Source organism: Dickeya fangzhongdai (assembly GCF_002812485.1).
Lineage (GTDB): Bacteria > Pseudomonadota > Gammaproteobacteria > Enterobacterales > Enterobacteriaceae > Dickeya > Dickeya fangzhongdai.
Map to the genome: position 1 here is coordinate 408,972 of NZ_CP025003.1, position 17,910 is coordinate 426,881.

At 59.2% G+C, this 17,910-nt stretch carries 14 protein-coding genes and 1 CRISPR repeat array; of the genes, 11 read left to right on the forward strand and 3 right to left on the reverse strand.

From position 1 onward, the window contains the following. The first annotated feature begins 379 nt into the window (after positions 1–379). From CVE23_RS01920 to cas2e, 8 genes are all read left to right on the forward strand, one after another. Positions 380–3,145 carry a CRISPR-associated helicase/endonuclease Cas3 gene (locus CVE23_RS01920; protein WP_100848742.1) on the forward strand — a complete coding sequence of 922 codons (2,766 nt, stop codon included), beginning with the start codon at positions 380–382 and terminating at the stop codon, positions 3,143–3,145. 651 nt (positions 3,146–3,796) lie between these two features. Next, on the forward strand, positions 3,797–5,332 hold the full coding sequence (gene casA, locus CVE23_RS01925) for a type I-E CRISPR-associated protein Cse1/CasA (RefSeq protein ID WP_100848743.1): 1,536 nt from the start codon (positions 3,797–3,799) through the stop codon (positions 5,330–5,332). Beyond that, positions 5,325–5,990, forward strand: coding sequence for a type I-E CRISPR-associated protein Cse2/CasB (gene casB, locus CVE23_RS01930; RefSeq protein ID WP_038917608.1), 666 nt, complete (start codon positions 5,325–5,327; stop codon positions 5,988–5,990). The genes casA and casB overlap by 8 nt, the downstream gene beginning before the upstream one ends. Further along, a complete protein-coding gene (gene cas7e, locus CVE23_RS01935; RefSeq protein ID WP_100848744.1) occupies positions 5,987–7,048 on the forward strand; it encodes a type I-E CRISPR-associated protein Cas7/Cse4/CasC in 1,062 nt (353 codons plus the stop codon). Before casB ends, cas7e begins: the two co-directional genes overlap by 4 nt. A 7-nt stretch (positions 7,049–7,055) precedes the next feature. Beyond that, entirely contained in the window at positions 7,056–7,790 is a 735-nt protein-coding gene (cas5e, locus tag CVE23_RS01940; RefSeq protein ID WP_100848745.1) for a type I-E CRISPR-associated protein Cas5/CasD, read from the forward strand. Next, entirely contained in the window at positions 7,790–8,437 is a 648-nt protein-coding gene (cas6e, locus tag CVE23_RS01945) for a type I-E CRISPR-associated protein Cas6/Cse3/CasE (protein WP_100848746.1), read from the forward strand. Before cas5e ends, cas6e begins: the two co-directional genes overlap by 1 nt. A gap of 12 nt (positions 8,438–8,449) precedes the next feature. Beyond that, a complete protein-coding gene (gene cas1e, locus CVE23_RS01950) occupies positions 8,450–9,373 on the forward strand; it encodes a type I-E CRISPR-associated endonuclease Cas1e (protein ID WP_100848747.1) in 924 nt (307 codons plus the stop codon). Then, complete coding sequence (gene cas2e / locus CVE23_RS01955) at positions 9,370–9,663, forward strand: type I-E CRISPR-associated endoribonuclease Cas2e (RefSeq protein ID WP_012883104.1); 294 nt, start codon at positions 9,370–9,372, stop codon at positions 9,661–9,663. The genes cas1e and cas2e overlap by 4 nt, the downstream gene beginning before the upstream one ends. 84 nt (positions 9,664–9,747) lie before the next feature. Then, positions 9,748–11,242: direct repeats of the CRISPR family, unit length 29 nt; unit sequence GTGTTCCCCGCGCCAGCGGGGATAAACCG. A gap of 57 nt (positions 11,243–11,299) precedes the next feature. Here the strand turns inward: cas2e and CVE23_RS01960 are convergent. Continuing rightward, the gene (locus CVE23_RS01960; RefSeq protein WP_100848748.1) at positions 11,300–12,976 is read right to left on the reverse strand and encodes a methyl-accepting chemotaxis protein; all 1,677 of its coding nucleotides are present in this window, start codon (positions 12,974–12,976) and stop codon (positions 11,300–11,302) included. 547 nt (positions 12,977–13,523) lie between these two features. On the opposite strand from CVE23_RS01960, the gene CVE23_RS01965 reads away from it, so the two are divergent. The 3 genes from CVE23_RS01965 to CVE23_RS01975 all read left to right on the forward strand — a co-directional run bounded on the left by CVE23_RS01965 (position 13,524) and on the right by CVE23_RS01975 (position 15,035). After that, positions 13,524–13,985 (forward strand): helix-turn-helix domain-containing protein, encoded by a 462-nt coding sequence (locus CVE23_RS01965; RefSeq protein ID WP_100848749.1) that lies wholly within the window; start codon positions 13,524–13,526, stop codon positions 13,983–13,985. Then, a complete protein-coding gene (locus CVE23_RS01970) occupies positions 13,985–14,359 on the forward strand; it encodes a PIN domain-containing protein (RefSeq protein ID WP_100848750.1) in 375 nt (124 codons plus the stop codon). The genes CVE23_RS01965 and CVE23_RS01970 overlap by 1 nt, the downstream gene beginning before the upstream one ends. A gap of 223 nt (positions 14,360–14,582) precedes the next feature. Beyond that, positions 14,583–15,035 (forward strand): YhbP family protein, encoded by a 453-nt coding sequence (locus CVE23_RS01975; protein ID WP_038917619.1) that lies wholly within the window; start codon positions 14,583–14,585, stop codon positions 15,033–15,035. A gap of 111 nt (positions 15,036–15,146) precedes the next feature. Here CVE23_RS01975 and nrdG read toward each other — a convergent pair whose 3' ends face one another. Both nrdG and nrdD read right to left on the reverse strand, forming a co-directional pair. Next, positions 15,147–15,611, reverse strand: coding sequence for an anaerobic ribonucleoside-triphosphate reductase-activating protein (gene nrdG / locus CVE23_RS01980; RefSeq protein ID WP_100848751.1), 465 nt, complete (start codon positions 15,609–15,611; stop codon positions 15,147–15,149). A 98-nt stretch (positions 15,612–15,709) separates the two neighbouring features. After that, a complete protein-coding gene (gene nrdD / locus CVE23_RS01985) occupies positions 15,710–17,848 on the reverse strand; it encodes an anaerobic ribonucleoside-triphosphate reductase (RefSeq protein ID WP_100848752.1) in 2,139 nt (712 codons plus the stop codon). Between the last annotated feature and the right edge of the window lie 62 nt (positions 17,849–17,910).

Below are 17,910 nucleotides of genomic sequence, written 5' to 3' on the forward strand. Positions count from 1 at the left end.
ATTTTGTGGGTATCCAGCCCGCGGGGAGAGGCTCAGGGATGAGCGGAGTAGTGTAGTAAAGCCGACGCACCTGCAACTTGAAGAATGATTGTATAGCGGCGTAATCCGGGGAAGTCGCTAATGGCAGCTGGTTGAATTTATGACAATAAAAAAGCCGGAACTGCGGTCATAGAAAATAATTATCTCGCCGGAATGCGAAATAATTTCCAATAATTATTATTGGGATAACGTTATATTTATTCTCAAATGCTATTCATCGGCTAATGAATGTCACATATGTGATAAGTCGCTTTTTTATTTATAAAAATTATCTTGTCACCGCCTATTTGTTTTCCATACTTAATAAATAGTCACGTGTTTTTAGTGGTGAGGTAAGCCGATGCCCGAGGCAGTCCATTCGGAACTGTTGTCTGAGTCCTATTTTCGTTACTGGGGAAAAGCCCGAACGTTTTCCAATAACGAAAACGGCGCGCCTTATCATTTATTGCCTTATCACTGTCTGGATGTGGCGGCCTGTGGCTATTGGCTGGTGAAAAATAACCGTTTTCATGTCCGTGACCATTTGCAGGCGTTGGGACTGGATGAAGAGTGCGCCGCGTTATGGCTGGCCTGGTTTCTGGCCTGGCACGATATCGGCAAGTTCGCCCGTGGTTTTCAACAGCTCTACCAGAACCCTGCCGCGCCGCTGGTGCGTGGGGCGGGGCAGGCTTATTCAATGCGCCATGACTCGCTGGGGTTGTGGTTGTGGCGTTTTAAGCTGCATGACAACTGGCGGGAGCAAACGGACTGGCTGCCCGCCACATCCCGACCGGAAAAACTGCATTACGCGATGGATGTATGGCTGCGGCTGGTATGCGGCCATCATGGACAGCCGCCGCGGGAAGAGGGCAACGGCGCGCTGGCTTTCCACCCTGACGATATTCTGGCCGCACAGGCTTATCTGGCCGATCTGCACGCCGTGTTTCCTGAACTAACGGCATTTCCCGATAGTTTTAGCGACAAAAACTGGCGGGTGTTGTTGCAACAGAAAAGCTGGCCGCTGGCAGGCAGCGTGGTACTGGCGGACTGGCTTGGCTCATCGCAGGACGATTTCCCCTATCGGGCGGAGCCGACGCTGACGCTGGCGCAATACTGGCGGCAATGCGCGTTGCCGCAGGCCGAGCGGTCGGTGTCTCGCCTGCCGGCCGCCGCTGTGGCTGCGCCGTTTACGGGAATGCGCAACCTCTTTCCCTTTATCACCCGGCCGACGCCGTTGCAGCAGCAGGCGATGGCGGTCGAGATTGACGCGCCTGGCCCGCAGCTGTTTGTACTGGAGGATGTCACCGGGGCGGGCAAAACCGAAGCCGCGCTGGCGCTGGCGCACCGGCTGATGAGCGCCGGTCGCGGCGACGGGCTGTATGTCGGCCTGCCGACGATGGCGACCGCCAACGCCATGTACCGGCGGTTGGCGAAGGCGTATCGCGCCTTGTTTGACGAACGAGTGGCGCCATCGCTGATGCTGGCGCACGGCGCGCGCGACATGGTGACGGATTTCCGCCTGTCGCTATGGGGGCCAGCGCAGGCGGGGCAGATGCGGTACGGGCCGGATAATGAAGACAGCGCCAGCGCCGCCTGCAATCAGTGGTTTGCCGACTCGCGCAAGAAAGCGCTGCTGGCGGATGTCGGCGTCGGTACGCTCGATCAGGCGCTGATGGCGGTGATGGCGTTTCGCCACCAGTCGCTGCGGTTGTTAGGGCTGGGCGGAAAAATTCTGCTGCTGGATGAGGTGCACGCCTACGACGCTTATACCGGCCGTCTGCTGGAAAGCCTGCTGACCTTCCACGCCGGTCAGGGCGGCAGCGCGATTATTCTTACCGCCACGCTGGCGGCGTCTCAGCGGGAGCGGCTGGTGCAGGCGTTCTGTCGGGGGATGCAGCAACCGCCCGGCCGTCTGGCGGAGCAGGCCGGATACCCGTGGTTTACCCAGGTGAGCGCGCAGGCGCTGCGGGAGTGGCCGGTGGAAACCCGCGCCGAGGTCCGGCGCACGGTGACGGTTGACTGGCTGTCTCGCCGGTCGGAAGCCATCGCGTTGATTCGTCAGGCGGTGGCCGCCGGGCAGTGCGTCTGCTGGATTCGCAACACGGTGGATGAGGCGATTGACGCCTGGCGGCAGTTGCGCCAGTGCAGCGAGATAACAGCGGACGATGTGCTGCTGTTCCACAGCCGGTTTGCGTTTTGCGACCGCATGGTGATTGAAGACACGGCGGTTGAGCGCTTCGGCAAGCACAGCACAGGCGCACAGCGGCGCGGCAAGGTGCTGATCGCCACCCAGGTGGTGGAACAGTCGCTGGATATTGATGTGGATGTGATGATAAGCGATCTGGCGCCGGTGGATTTGCTGATCCAGCGCGCCGGGCGCCTGCAACGTCATATCCGCCGGGCAGATGGTCGTTGTAAACAGCTGGACGACGCTGCGCCGCAGCAGGATGACCGCGCCCCGCCGGTGCTGTGGGTTCTGGCGCCGCAATGGCAGCCCGAGGCCGGTCCTGACTGGCTGGGAGTGGAACTGAGCGGTACCGGCGCGGTGTATCAGCATCATGCGGTGCTGTGGCGCACGCAGGCGATGCTGCGAGAATGCGGCGCGCTGCGCATGCCGGAAGAGGCGCGTTTGCTGATAGACAGCGTTTATGAACAACGCATACCGGCACCGGCGGCGCTGGAGGAGCGCGGCTATCAGGCTGAAGGGAAAAGTTTGGGCGATCGTACCATCGCGTCGCAGTCGTCACTGGCATTTGAGCTGGGGTATTGCGCCGCCGCCGGTCAGCGCGGCTGGCGCGATGACGCCGAACTGTTCACCCGCTCAGGCGAGACATCGCAGGATGTCTATCTGGCATGGCGGGCGGACAGCGACGACGCTTTACCTCAGCCCTATGCCGGTGAGGGGGAATTTGGCTGGGAGAAAAGCCGCCTGTCGGTGCGCCAGCACTGGTGGCAACAGCACGAAAAACAGTGGCCGACCTTACAGGGCGACGCGCTGGAGCGCTTCCGGCAACAACTGCACCGCCCCGGCGCCGAAGTGCTGTTGCTGGCGCTGGGCGAAGCGGCGGCGTTTTATAGCGAGCGACAGGGGTTAACCCCGGTGGCCGATAGCCAGATCACATGTTGAAGAAGCAAGTTCGCGATGGCTGGGGTATCAGGGGAAACACAGGGGGGAGGTTCCCGGAGGGACACCTCACCCCTGTGGTCGCCCCGACAGTCTCGATGCCGAGAGGTGTCTGGAGCGTTTATCCCCGCTGGCGCGGGGAACGTAGCTGAATACATTGATGTACCCGGTTCATCCCCGATTGCCCGGGGAAGGAAGTTACTTTAGCAATAGAGACTATGAGAAAAAATTAAACTTTGTGAAAGTGTAGATAAAAATATAGTTGAATAAATTGATGCACCCTTCTGTTTTTGTTTTTTATGAGGTAAAGTCTGTGCAGGTGATGAGTTGACCCATTAATGGTGAACCGTTACCGAAGTCGCGGGGCACACAGAAATGGGTCGAGTGGCATTGATCATAATAATTGTGCGTCCTGCTTTAGACAACCTTTGTTCAGGAATTGCACATGTTTCCAATACCGATATCTATAACAATTAATATCCATGTCTACCGCTCTGGCGGTAAAAACATGGAAAACACAACTGTTTGCTCTACACCAAAAACCACCGGGAAACATCGGTGCCACTGGCGCGAACTCTGGCCGCGCCGGGGCAGAAAACAATAACAGGAATCATGACGACCTCACGGATGAGGCCTTACTGAAGAGGTAGGTTCATGTTTTCACTGATTGACACACCCTGGTTACCCGTAGTGGGCGCGGACGGACACCGCACCCACATTTCTCCACGGCAATTGGCCGACGACCGGATTATCGATCTGGCGTGTCCACGACCCGATTTTCAGGGCGCGGCCTGGCAGCTGCTGATCGGCCTGTTGCAAACCGCGTACGCTCCCTCGGATGAGGAAGACTGGGAGGACATCTGGCGCGACGGGCTGGGCGACGGCTGGGTGCGCGCGCTCGACACGCTGGCGCCGGCGCTCAATTTCGGTGCCGACAAGCCCTCGTTTATGCAGGACTTTTCCCCACTGGATGCCGATGACAGCCCGATTTCCGGTTTGCTGATCGATGCGCCGGGCGGCAATACCCTCAAGCTCAATAAAGACCACTTCGTCAAGCGAGGCACGGTGAACGCCATCTGCCCGCACTGCGCTGCGCTGGCGCTGTACACGCTGCAAACCAACGCGCCGTCGGGCGGGGTGGGGCACCGGGTCGGCGTGCGCGGCGGCGGGCCGATCACCACCCTGCTGATGCCTTACGACGCGCAAAACCCGGTGCCGCTGTGGCGCAAGCTGTGGGCCAACGTCACGCCCGGCGAGCGCGGCGACTGCGTGGCGGCGGTGTTCCCCTGGCTGGCGGCCACCCGCACCAGCGAAGGCGATAAAGACAAGGTGACGCCGGAAAACACGCATCGGTTGCAGGCGTTCTGGGGTATGCCGCGTCGCATTGAACTGGATTTCGGCCACACCGAGGCCGGGCATTGCGACCTGTGCGGCGATAAGTCGGAGCAACTGCTGACGCACTACCGCACCAAAAACTACGGCGTACAGTACGAACACTGGCAGCACCCGCTGACGCCGTATCGCCTGTCGAACAAAGACGGCATGTTGCTGTCGGTAAAAGGTCAGCCGGGCGGGTTGTCGTACCGCGACTGGCTGGGGCTGGTGATCGGCACGCAGGATGCGCTCAGCCAGACATTGCCCGCCCGCGTGGTGAGCCTCAACCAGCAACGGGCGCCGTTGCTGCACAAGGTCGGGCTGTGGTGCTTCGGCTACGACATGGACAACATGAAGGCGCGCTGCTGGTACGAACACCATGTGCCGGTGTGGAAAGAGATCCCCCCGGCGGTGCACGACTACCTGCCGCTGGGCTTGCAGATGGCTCACGAGGCTCAGCAACTGCTGCGCCAGTCGGTGAAGGCGGCCTGGTTCCGTCGGCCGAAAGAGGTGGGCGGCGATTTCAGTATTATCGATGTGTCGTTCTGGCAGGAAACCGAACAGTTTTTCCGCCAGCTTTACCGCTCCATCGCCAGCGGCAAGTGCGCCATCAGCGCGCTGAAAGCCTGGCAGAACCAGCTCTATTTATACCTGCTCGGCACCTTTGACCGGTTGACGTTCGGCAACCCGGACCAACTGGGCGACCTGACGCAGGCGGTGAAAGCACGCAGCGACATGGTGAAGCTGTTCTACGGTCAGAAATCGATGAAGCAGTTTAAACAAATGCAACCTCAGGAGGAGGCGGTGAATGGGTAATACCGCAACGCTGCTGGTGATAGACGCGCCGGCGGCGGCGAAAATCAGTGCCTGGTTTTACGCATTACAGAACCGGCATAACGACAACTACAACGGGCGGGCGGATCGGGCGGCGTTGCGGCGCGCCGCCGCCCCTTATGGCGCGCTGACCTGTCCAGGATTTCAACGGATTGCGCGGATACTGGCGTCGCAAATCGGCGATAAGGAACATCGCCTGCTGGCGGTGGCGATATTCGCGGCGGTGGCGGTTCATGCGGACGAGCATAACGGCAAGAAAAGTTTCGCCGCGCAACTGGGGGAAAAGGTCACTGCCGGCAGCGACCGGCGCTACCTGTCCGAACTGCGCTTTGAACGCCTGCTGAGGGCGCAGACGCCGGAGGAACTGTGCCGCCTGCTGATCCGCGCCGTCACGATTCGCGGCAGCGACGGGGTCAATCTGCCGTCGCTGGCCGACGGCATTCTGCTGTGGATGGACGAATGGTACGACCGACAGCACAACCTACCGGCACAACCCAATCCGTTAAAACGCAACGCAGTGCGCTGGGCTTGCGAATACAACCAGACGTCGCTGGATCCCGCGCCGGACGATACGCCATCAGCCCATACCGCCAACGAACCGACCGGAAATCACCCGACCGACAACAAGGAACCGGCATGACCACCTTTATTCAACTGCATTTTTTGACCGCTTACGCACCAGCCAACCTGAACCGGGACGACACCGGCCGCCCGAAAACCGCCATCGTCGGCGGGGTAGAGCGGCTGCGGGTGTCGTCACAAAGTCTCAAACGCGCCTGGCGCACCTCCGAGGTGTTTGAAACCGCCTTGGGCGAGCACATAGGCAAACGTACCCGCCAATTGGGGCGAGTGGTGTATAAGGCGCTTACCGACGGCGGCGTGGCGACCAAAACCGCGGAGGAAGCCGCGAAGAAAATTGCCGGGCAGTTCGGCAAGCTGAAAAAAGAAGAGAAAAACAGCCCCGACCCGCTGGAGAAGTTCGACATCGAACAACTGGCGCACGTCAGCGTGCCGGAGCGGGCGCGGGTGGATCAACTGGTGGATGCGCTGATTGCCGAATCCCGCGAACCCAACAGCGAAGAGCTGAAACTGCTGCGCAAAGAGGTGGCGAGCGTCGATATCGCGCTGTTCGGCCGTATGCTGGCGTCCAGCCCGGAATTTAACGTGGAGGCCGCCTGTCAGGTGGCGCACGCGCTGGGCGTCAGCGCGGTGACGGTAGAAGACGATTTCTTCACCGCGGTGGATGACCTCAACACCGGCGAGGACAACAGCGGCTCCGGCCATATGGGCGAGCAAGGCTTTGCCTCGGCGCTGTTCTATCAATATATCTGCATCGACCGCGACCGGCTGCGGGAAAACCTCGGCGGTGACGAGGTGCTGGTGCAGCGCACGCTGCGGGCGCTGGGGGAAACCGCGCTCACCGTGTCGCCCACCGGCAAGCAGAACAGTTTCGCCTCCCGCGCGTATGCCTCTTACGTGTTGGCGGAACGTGGCTCGGCGCAGCCGCGCGCGCTGTCGGTGGCGTTTTTCAAACCGGTGCGCAGCGCCGAACCGCTGGAAACGGCGATTAGCGCGCTGAAAAACCAGCAGGAGAAGTTCAATCGCGCCTACGGCGCCGACGGCATGACCGACTATGTGCTGGATGTGGAAGCCGGAGCCGGCAGCCTGCCGCAACTGTTGGATTTCATCAGCCAGTGAGGGCGGCATGACTGAGTATCTGGTGTTTCAGCTTTACGCGCCGCTGGCGTCCTGGGGGGAACCGGCGGTGGGCGAGGTGCGCCATACCTCGCCGGTGCCCAGCCGTTCCGCGCTGCTGGGGCTGCTGGCGGCGGCGCTCGGCATCCGGCGCGACGACGAAGAACGGCTGACGCAATTCAACGCCCACTACCGCTTCGCGGTCAGGCCGCTTTCCCGCCGGGAGGGCTGGCTGCGTGACTACCATACCGTGCAAATGCCGCGTGAAGAACGCAAGCGGGTGCGCCACACCCGTCGCGATGAGCTGTGTTCAGACCCGGCGCAAGGGCTGGAAACGCTGCTGACCGCCCGCGAATACCGCTGCGACGCCTACTACCACGTGGCGGTGAGCGCCACCGACGGCGCGCCGGTCACGCTCGCGCACCTGGCCGACGCGCTGCGCACGCCGGTGTTCCCGCTGTATCTCGGCCGCAAAAGCTGCCCGCTGGCGTTGCCGATGGCGCCGCACCTGTTCAGCGGCTCGCTCCCTGAGGTATGGCAACAGGTTGATGGGTCGCCGTTGTTAAACGACCCGGATCTGCAGTTCATCAATCAGCCGGACGGCACCTGCTACTGGGAAGCGGGTGAGGATGTGGCGGCGGACGGGGTGATGCAGGTGTTGCGCGGCGATCAGCCCGCCAGCCGTCGGCGTTGGCAATTTACCACGCGGGTACAGTATCGCGGCGTGCTGAAAGGAGGTCAGTGATGTTCTTTTCCCGGGTGACGCTGCAACCGGCGGCGCTGCCATCGGTGATGGCGGACAAGTGGCAGACCTCGCCGGTCTACGCCAGCCATCAGTGGTTGTGGCAACTGTTCCCGCAGGAAGCGCAACGCGGTTTTCTGTTTCGGCAGGACGACCATGCGACGCTTAGCCGCTATTACCTGCTCTCGGCCTGCGCGCCCCGGCAGGATCACAACCTGTTTGTGGTGGAAACCAAACCCTGGCAGCCACAGCTGAGCGTCGGGATGCAACTGGCGTTTTCCCTGCGCGCCAATCCGGTGGTGACGCGCCAACGGCAGCGGAGTGATGTGCTGATGGACGCCAAATACCACGCCAAAGCGCAAGGGGCGGACAAGGCGGAGATCTGGCCGCGCCAGCAACAGGCCGCCGCTGACTGGCTGGCGCGTCAGGGCGAGCGCTGCGGGTTTGAGGTGAACGCCTGTCGCGTTGACGGTTATCAGCGTCATCGGCTGTATAAACCGCAGCAGACCGCGCCGGTCAGCTTCAGTTCGGTGGATTTCGACGGCCTGTTGCGTATCACCGACGCCGGGCGTTTTGCCCAGGCGGTCAGTCAGGGGCTGGGCAAAAGCCGGTCGCTGGGGTGTGGGCTGCTGCTGTTGCGACGCGCCTGAACGGGAGGGTGAATGTCGTTTGTTCCGCTTAACCCGCTGCCGCTAAAAGACCGTACCTCGATGATCTTCCTGCAATACGGGCAGATTGACGTTATTGACGGCGCTTTTGTGCTGATCGACAAAAACGGTGTGCGCACCCATATCCCGGTCGGCTCGGTGGCCTGCATTATGCTGGAGCCGGGCACCCGCGTTTCCCACGCGGCGGCAAAGCTGGCGGCTACCGTCGGCACGTTGCTGGTGTGGGTGGGCGAGGCCGGGGTGCGGCTGTACGCCGCCGGGCAGCCGGGCGGCGCGCGTTCCGACCGGTTGCTGTATCAGGCGAAGCTGGCGCTGGATGAAGAATTGCGGCTGAAAGTAGTCAGACGCATGTTTGAGCTGCGTTTTGGCGAACCGGCGCCGAGTCGACGCTCGGTGGATCAACTGCGCGGCATTGAAGGCGCGCGGGTACGCCAGACCTACAGCCTGCTGGCGAAGCAGTACGGCGTGAAATGGCAGGGCCGCCGCTACGACCCGAAAGATTGGGAACGCGGCGACACGGTCAACCAGTGCATCAGCGCCGCCACCGCCTGCCTGTACGGCATTACCGAGGCGGCGGTACTGGCGGCAGGCTACGCGCCCGCCATCGGTTTTGTCCACAGCGGCAAGCCGTTATCGTTTGTCTACGATATCGCCGACATCATCAAGTTCGAGGGCGTGGTGCCTAAAGCGTTCGAGATTGCCGCCCGTAATCCGCTGGAACCGGATCGCGACGTGCGGGTGGCGTGTCGCGATATTTTCCGCAGCCAGCAGACGCTGGCCAAACTGATTCCGCTGATTGAAGACGTGCTGGCCGCCGGCGAGATCGCGCCGCCACAGGCACCGCCGGACGCGCAACCGCCGGCCATTCCCGAGCCGACGCCGTTTGGCGACGCCGGTCACCGGGGGCATGGCGGATGAGTATGCTGGTGGTGGTCACCGAGAATGTGCCGCCGCGCCTGCGCGGTCGGCTGGCGGTCTGGCTGCTGGAAGTGCGCGCCGGCGTATATGTGGGCGACACCTCGCGTCGGGTGCGGGAGATGATCTGGCAACAGGTGGTGGAACTGGCGGAGCAGGGCAACGTGGTGATGGCCTGGGCCACCAATACCGAATCCGGTTTCGAGTTCCAGACCTTCGGTGAAAACCGCCGGATGCCGGTGGACCTCGACGGACTGCGGTTAGTCTCATTTCACCCTGTTGAAAATCAATAGGTTAATGTTCTTTAACAACCGGGTAAAATCGGTGGAATTTTCCTGCCTTTAAAATGCCTTATAAAACAGGTATATACTTTTAGAGTGTTCCCCGCGAGAGCGGGGATAAACCGTGAGGTATACCCGTCAGCCAGTTGGCGTTGCCGTGTTCCCCGCGAGAGCGGGGATAAACCGCGTTGTCATGAATCTCTGGTGGTATTCGTCACGTGTTCCCCGCGAGAGCGGGGATAAACCGGGCAGACCCGCCAGCTGGCAGGACTCCGGGATGTGTTCCCCGCGAGAGCGGGGATAAACCGAGCTGCCGGAATTACAGCCGGACGGACACGGCGTGTTCCCCGCGAGAGCGGGGATAAACCGCTAACCAGCGCATCAAACTGGTTCTGCGTCAGGTGTTCCCCGCGAGAGCGGGGATAAACCGCGGTTTACCTGTTGCCGTACAGATACCGCTGTGTGTTCCCCGCGCCAGCGGGGATAAACCGCATACGTTGATTCGGTTATTACCGGGGCTGTAGTGTTCCCCGCGCCAGCGGGGATAAACCGTACGCCAAATACAATCCAGAGTACCAGCATGCGTGTTCCCCGCGCCAGCGGGGATAAACCGTATGCTAGGTAGCTGGTACTCATGGCAATGAACGTGTTCCCCGCGCCAGCGGGGATAAACCGGGCCTTGCTGCGTACGCCCTCACCGAGGCTGTGTGTTCCCCGCGCCAGCGGGGATAAACCGTGCGCTAGACACAGCACAGTAGCGGTACAGCGGTGTTCCCCGCGCCAGCGGGGATAAACCGAGCGACCGCGCAGGCCGTAGCCACCTCTGCCCGTGTTCCCCGCGCCAGCGGGGATAAACCGCCTTCTTTTGAACAACGCACGCATCAATCCTAGTGTTCCCCGCGCCAGCGGGGATAAACCGCTCATCGCGGCCGACCAGGCTCGTCTGAAAACGTGTTCCCCGCGCCAGCGGGGATAAACCGCTGACCGGTATCAAGACGGAAAATCAGGAAAAGTGTTCCCCGCGCCAGCGGGGATAAACCGGATTACGAACGGCACTTATTCCGAGCGGGTAAGTGTTCCCCGCGCCAGCGGGGATAAACCGGATGCAGCAAGACAGATATATATTTCTTCCGAGTGTTCCCCGCGCCAGCGGGGATAAACCGCTACTCCTGGCGAACTTCCTCTTCCTGTAACAGTGTTCCCCGCGCCAGCGGGGATAAACCGCGTAACATCCTGACCAGCACCTTTATCCCTCAGTGTTCCCCGCGCCAGCGGGGATAAACCGAGATTCACGAGCTTAACGGCAAAACTTACCTGCGTGTTCCCCGCGCCAGCGGGGATAAACCGGTTGATGCCATCATTGCAGAAAACGTGTCGCTGTGTTCCCCGCGCCAGCGGGGATAAACCGCACGTCAACAACGGGTTGTCTGTTCCACCGATGTGTTCCCCGCGCCAGCGGGGATAAACCGACCGGGGCGCGGTGCGTTCAGTTTCTCAGCATGTGTTCCCCGCGCCAGCGGGGATAAACCGCGGGCGGCCTCTTTGCGCATCAGCTCAATGATGTGTTCCCCGCGCCAGCGGGGATAACCCGTTGATTAAGATAGCCTGATCGGCGGCCGGTTACGAAAAGCCACTACCCAGGTTTGGGTTAAAACGCGTGCCAGTCGTCCTCGCTGCCTGATGCCTTGCCCGAGGATGCCGCCGGTTTTAACGCCAGTGTTTTCGCGGCGGGTGGGGCTGAAAGCCGGGGTTTGTTGCCGGGTGCGCTATAAGCGCGGGGGCTGGTTTCTTCCTGATGGAAGATGCTGACCACCTGTTTTAACTGTTCGGCCTGCTGTTGCAAGGCTTGCGTGGCGGTGTTGCCTTCTCTGACCAGCGAGGCATTTTGCAAGGTGGTTTGCTCCATCTTATTGATCGCCATATTCACCTGTTCGATGCCAAGCGACTGCTCCTGACTGGCGACGCTGATTTCCCCCACCAACTCGCTCACTTTGCGCACGCCATCCACAATCCCCTGAATTGAGGCGCCGGCTTTTTCCACCAGTTGGTTCCCGGCGTCCACCGTTTGTACCGAATGACCGATAAGCTCTTTGATTTCTCTGGCGGCCGAGGCGCTGCGTTGCGCCAGGCTGCGCACTTCGCTTGCCACCACCGCAAACCCCCGGCCTTGCTCGCCGGCGCGAGCCGCTTCAACCGCTGCATTGAGCGCCAGGATATTGGTCTGAAACGCGATGCTGTCGATGACGCCGATGATATCGACGATTTTTTTGGAAGAGCTATCGATAGCGCCCATGGTTTGCACCACTTCGCTGACCAGTTGCCCGCCGGATTGCGCCTGAATGGCGGTATCTTGCGCCAACTGGCTGGCTTGTCTGGCGTTATCGGCATTGTGCCGAACGGTCGAGGTGAGCTGTTCGATCGAGGACGCTGTTTCTTGCAGCGCGCCGGACTGCTCTTCGGTACGATTCGAGAGGTCCAGGTTGCCCGCCGAGAGCTGCGACGATGCGCCGGCGATGGCTTCCGCCCCTTCGCGCACCTCTCCGACCACCGTCCGTAACTGGGCGATCATGGCTTTTAGCGCGAATTGCAACTGCGCCAGTTCATCGCGGCCTTGCGGGGAGATCTCTGCGGTGAGATCGCCTTTGGCGACGGCATGCGTTATCAGTACCGCTTTTTGCAGCGGGCGCACAATGCTGCGGGTCAGCATCCAGGCGAGCAGCGAACCGATGACGGTAATCAACACCCCCAGCCCGCCGAGAAAGAAATAGCTGTTACTGGCGCGTTCGGCAATGTCCATCCGCATCCGGTCAATGCTGGTGCGCTGGTAGTCGCGCAAGATGTTCATGCTTTTTTGGTACTCGATGGCGATAGGCTGCAATCTTTGTTCAAAGAATTGCTTGGCCTGTTCCGAGTTTCCCGCTGACTTGGCGGCGAAAATGTCATCCCGCGCTTTGATGTACGCCTGACGGTTGGTGTTTAAGTTATCCAGCAGGGCCTTTTCTTCACTCGAAGACACCAGCGCGGTAAATTGCGCCGCACGCTCATTGTTCTCTTTGGTGGCGTTGGCGTTATCCGCCGCGAACACCTGCGCCAGTGAGGCATCACTGCTGCGCGCGGTGGCGGTGGCCCGCTGTATGCCGGCGGCGAGAGCCGCTCCCCAGTCCGCCACCAGCCGTTCTTTGCGCAGCGGTATTTGCATAATCTGCTCCGCGTTTTGGCTAATCTGGCGGAGTTGATAGATGCCGCTGGCAAGCATGGTTAACGAAAATGCGATAAGTATCCCAAACCCGATGGATAGCCGAATACCAATGTTGTAGTTTTTCATTTTTACTCCTGGGTTTCTCTGTCGCTGTTTGTCAGATTTTCTTATGTTCGACGTAACGGATATGCTCAGTGATTTGTATAGCAGATATTCTCAGGTGTGCAGCAGGCTCGCCGGATTTGTGTTGACTCTTTTTCCCCACGGAGGTCCTGAGGGATCCCCATAAAATCAGCGCTAATAAACCAACACCATACTCCAGTAGGTGTTGGCGAGGTGGTTAAGAACGGTGCTCAGCACCGTTCGTCTTAACATTAGCGGAGAGTGTCGCAGGACATTCTCCGCTAATTTTTCATCACTTCACGTGGCTTAAACTCGTCTGTGCTGCTGAAAATAAGCCAGGGTTCTTTGGCTGCTGAGCGCCCCCGTGACGACCCTACCGCCGAGGTGTTCCTCGCGCCAGCGGGGATAAACCATGCACCTCTGCGGTTGCTTGTCGAACTCGGCGTTGTTTCGTTTATTTCGTTTGTTGTGCTTTTCGTTTATTTCGTATAGTCTGATTGCAACCGTTACGGTTATCACTAGACCTCAAACTGAAAATGGAATACCCAAAATGACAAACTCAATTCTTGATAGCCTGAGCCTTCCGGCACCGGGGGAGATTGAGGCGGCTGTTCGTGGACAAAGGGAGCTTGCTGCCTATCTCTCCACAAAGATGGAAACACAAAAAATCTCGATTCAGGATGCAGATAACAACACTCGTCAGGTCGAATTACCGACGTCGGCACTGACATTATTGATGTCGATTTTAGGCGAGCTGGCTGTGGGTAACGCGGTTCAGGTTGTTCCTGTTCATGCTGAATTAACGACACAGGAGGCAGCCAACATTCTGAATGTTTCACGCCCTCACATGGTGAAGCTTCTGGAGGATGGGAAACTACCTTTTCATAAAACCGGTCGCCACCGCCGTGTGCTTTTCGCTGACCTGATGGACTATAAACACCAGAGGGATAATGAAAGCAGTAGAGCAATGCAGGCGTTGGCAGATCATGGCCAAGAGCTTGGATTGTACTGATGAATCAGGCTATTCCTGATGCGATGATTACTGGGTTTGAAGCGCTCATTCCAGGCATCACGCTCCCTGATCCTGATGATCAGCATGTGGTTGCAGCCGCCATTCGCAGTAACGCTGAAATCATCGTTACGTTTAACCTGAAAGATTTTCCCCATCCCGAGATCGATAACTTTGGCATTGAAGCGCTACACCCGGATGATTTCATCACAGACCTGCTCGATTTGAATCAGGCGCTTGTGTTATCCGCAGTAAGCAGGCAGCGTCACAGCATGAGAAAACCGCCTAAATCGGTTGATGAGTATCTTGATGCGTTACTCCGGCAGAGCTTACCGCAAACAGTAAAAGAATTGAGTAAATTCCACGCCCTGATTTAGTCTGCTTGGTGACCATAGCGGACAATCCAACCCACCGCCAACATCACCAAAATTTCCCTTTCTGTGAAGACGTTATCCGTTTTTTCTATCAATCTCGGGCAAAATATCGGCGCAACAGGTCTGTATTTTGCCCGGGAAGTGGCATTATGTGCAGTTCGTGATAACAGGGACTGATGCTATCCGGTCAGGCAAGGATTAACGACGTTCTACCGGGAGAGGGGCCGTGGAGGCAGAGAATACCCTGGGAGTTATTTCCCGCTATCTGAAGAAATTGCATGTGCTGACGCTGTGTGTCAGCGACGATGACGATTTATGGTGTGCTAACTGCTTTTATGTGTTTGATGATGAACAGATCGCCTTTTATCTGATGACGGAGCCGGATACGAGGCATGGCGAGATTATGCGGCGATGCCCACAGGTGGCGGGCACGGTCAATGGTCAGCCGAAGAGCGTGCTGCTGATTAAAGGCGTGCAGTTTCTGGGCGAGATCAGCCGATTGAGCGGCGATGAAGAAGCGCAGGCGCGCAGTCGCTATAACGTTCGCTTTCCGATTGCCCGCAGCAGCGGCGCGCCGGTCTGGAAGCTGTCGATCAATGAAATGAAAATGACCGATAACGCGCTGGGGTTTGGAAAAAAGCACCTTTGGCGTCGTGATACGGTGACGGAACCGATGTAACCGACGTCGGTTTTCCGTGTGCCGGTTTTCCATATATGTGCCGTTTTCATCTAACGGTATCCGCGTGGAGCGATGCCTGCGCCACGCGGTGTGTCTGTACCCGCCGCCGGCTCAGCGCAGATGGTGAATCACCTGATTGCGGCTGCCGCGCCATATCAGCGTCAAATCCCGCTGTTCCTGCACGAACCGGCCGTCCACCAGCACGTTGATCAGATCCACTATGTCGCGCTGTTCCGGCGTCAGTTCATCCAGCTGATAACCGGTCCACATCCAGATATTCTTACCGGGGCATTCGTCATGCACCCGTTTCACCAGCCGCAGGATATCGGGCACGTTTTGCGGGTGCAGCGGGTCGCCGCCCGACAGCGACAGTCCCTGCAACGGTACGTCGGTGTTTTGCAGATCGGCGATGATGCGATCTTCCATTTCCTGCGTGAAAGGGTGCCCGGAGTTCACTCGCCAGGTGCTCTGGTTATAGCAGCCGGCGCACTGGTGCTCGCAGCCTGCCACAAACAGCGTACAGCGCGTTCCCGGACCGTTGACCACATCCACCGGGTAGTATTGATGGTAGTTCATAGCGATTACCGTCCAAAAGGCCGCCCACCGGGCGGCATCAGCCTAACGCCGCAGTCGTGCATGAGGCCGCGCGCCCAGAAGGAGCGCGGCGCAGACTGTCAGCCCAGTTGTCCGCTGGCAAGGTGTTTTACCCGGCGTTTGACCTCTTCCTGCTTGCCGGCGTTGAACGGACGCGCATCCGGGCTACCCAGGTAGCCGCACACCCGCCGCGTCACCGAGACGCGCGAGGAGTCGTGGTTACCGCACTGCGGGCAGGTAAAGCCTTTGCTGGTGCAGTCGAACTCGCCGGTAAAGCCGCACTCGTAGCACTCGTCGATAGGCGTGTTGGTGCCGTAATAAGGGACTCGGGTGTAGCTGTAGTCCCATACGTCTTCCAGCGCCCTGAGGTTGTGCTGCAGGTTGGGATACTCGCCGTAACAGATAAAACCGCCATTCGCCAGCGGCGGATAAGGGGCCTCAAAATCGATCTTCTGGTACGGATTGACCTTTTTCTCCACGTCGAGATGGAAGCTGTTGGTGTAGTAACCTTTGTCGGTGACGCCGGCCACTACGCCGAATTCAGCGGTATCCAGACGGCAGAAGCGGTCGCACAGGTTTTCGCTTGGCGTACTGTACAGGCTGAAACCATAACCGGTCTCTTCCTTCCAGCTTTCGGTCGCGGCCTTCAAACGGGCGATAATCGCCACCGCTTTCTGCCGCAGGGTTTCATCATCGAACACATGAACCTGATTGCCGAACAGGGCGTTGATGGTCTCATGCACCCCGATATAACCCAGCGAAATGGAAGCGCGGCCGTTCTTGAAAATCTCGGCGATATTGTCGTCCGCCTTCAGGCGTACTCCGCATGCCCCTTCCATATAAAGTATAGGCGCTACACGGGCTTTTACATTTTCCAGCCGCGCGATACGCGTCATCAGCGCCTTTTTCGCCAGCAGCAGCCGCTGGTCCAGCAATTGCCAGAAGCGGGCTTCGTCGCCGTGGGCTTCCAGCGCGATGCGCGGCAGGTTCAGGCTGATGACGCCCAGGTTGTTGCGGCCGTCGTGGATCTGTTCGCCGTTTTCTTCGTATATCCCCAGGAAACTGCGGCAGCCCATCGGCGTCTTGAACGAGCCGGTGACTTCCACCACCTGGTCGTAATTGAGAATATCCGGGTACATGCGCTTGCTGGCGCACTCCAGAGCCAGTTGCTTGATGTCGTAATTCGCGTCGCCCGGTTTGTGGTTAACGCCGTCACGGATGGCGAACACCAGTTTCGGGAACACCGCCGTCTTGTGGTTTTTACCCAGTCCGGCGATACGGTTGCGCAGGATCGACTGCTGAATCAGCCGCGATTGCCAACTGGTGCCAAGCCCAAAACCGAAGGTGACGAACGGCGTCTGGCCGTTGGCGGTGTGCAGGGTGTTGACTTCGTACTCCAGCGACTGGAAAGCGTCGTAGCACTCTTTCTCGGTACGGCTGAGCGCGTAGCCTTCGGCGTCCGGAATCTGCCATTCGCGCGCCACGGCGCAGTGCTTCTCGTGGCTGGCGGTGACGAACGGCGCCAGAATTTCATCGATACGGTTGATGGTGGTGCCGCCGTAGATATGGCTGGCGACCTGCGCGATGATCTGCGCGGTGACCGCGGTGGCGGTGGAGATGGACTTGGGCGGCTCGATTTCCGCGTTGCCCATCTTGAAACCCTGCGTCAGCATGCCGTTGAGGTCGATCAGCATGCAGTTGAACATGGGGAAGAACGGCGAGTAGTCGAGGTCGTGGTAATGGATCTCGCCGCGTTCGTGAGCCAGCACCACGTCGCGCGGCAGGATGTGCTGTTTGGCGTAATGTTTGGCGACAATCCCCGCCAGCAGGTCGCGCTGGGTAGGGATGACCTTGCTGTCCTTGTTGGCGTTTTCGTTGAGCAGGGCGACGTTGCTTTGCTCCACCAGTCCGCGGATTTCCTGATTCAACCGCCCCTGACGCTCACGAGCCACATCGCGATCGTGGCGGTATTCGATATAGGTACGCGCCAGTTGCTTGTACTTGCCGGACATCAGCAGGTTTTCCACCACGTTTTGAATCTCGCGAATGTCAACGCGCGCTTTTCCCTGCACCTGCTGAGCGACGGCGCCGGCGACGGTGGCACAGTAGTCCGCATCATCCACGCCGGCAGCTTTTGCCGCTTTGATGACTGCGTCATTGATTCGGTTTTCGTCAAAAGGTACCTGACATCCGTCCCGTTTAATCACTACTGGTTTCATGTTGTTCCTCGGTGTTCTTCCTTTGTTGATGTTATCCACAGGCGGAAGCCGCGGCTGACAAC

Excerpts from the sequence above, each read along its gene's own strand:
- CVE23_RS01920 (WP_100848742.1), top strand. The coding sequence starts at position 380 with ATGCCCGAGGCAGTCCATTCGGAACTGTTGTCTGAGTCCTATTTTCGT.
- casA (WP_100848743.1), top strand. The coding sequence starts at position 3,797 with ATGTTTTCACTGATTGACACACCCTGGTTACCCGTAGTGGGCGCGGAC.
- casB (WP_038917608.1), top strand. The coding sequence starts at position 5,325 with ATGGGTAATACCGCAACGCTGCTGGTGATAGACGCGCCGGCGGCGGCG.
- cas7e (WP_100848744.1), top strand. The coding sequence starts at position 5,987 with ATGACCACCTTTATTCAACTGCATTTTTTGACCGCTTACGCACCAGCC.
- cas5e (WP_100848745.1), top strand. The coding sequence starts at position 7,056 with ATGACTGAGTATCTGGTGTTTCAGCTTTACGCGCCGCTGGCGTCCTGG.
- cas6e (WP_100848746.1), top strand. The coding sequence starts at position 7,790 with ATGTTCTTTTCCCGGGTGACGCTGCAACCGGCGGCGCTGCCATCGGTG.
- cas1e (WP_100848747.1), top strand. The coding sequence starts at position 8,450 with ATGTCGTTTGTTCCGCTTAACCCGCTGCCGCTAAAAGACCGTACCTCG.
- cas2e (WP_012883104.1), top strand. The coding sequence starts at position 9,370 with ATGAGTATGCTGGTGGTGGTCACCGAGAATGTGCCGCCGCGCCTGCGC.
- CVE23_RS01960 (WP_100848748.1), bottom strand. The coding sequence starts at position 12,976 with ATGAAAAACTACAACATTGGTATTCGGCTATCCATCGGGTTTGGGATA.
- CVE23_RS01965 (WP_100848749.1), top strand. The coding sequence starts at position 13,524 with ATGACAAACTCAATTCTTGATAGCCTGAGCCTTCCGGCACCGGGGGAG.
- CVE23_RS01970 (WP_100848750.1), top strand. The coding sequence starts at position 13,985 with ATGAATCAGGCTATTCCTGATGCGATGATTACTGGGTTTGAAGCGCTC.
- nrdG (WP_100848751.1), bottom strand. The coding sequence starts at position 15,611 with ATGAACTACCATCAATACTACCCGGTGGATGTGGTCAACGGTCCGGGA.
- nrdD (WP_100848752.1), bottom strand. The coding sequence starts at position 17,848 with ATGAAACCAGTAGTGATTAAACGGGACGGATGTCAGGTACCTTTTGAC.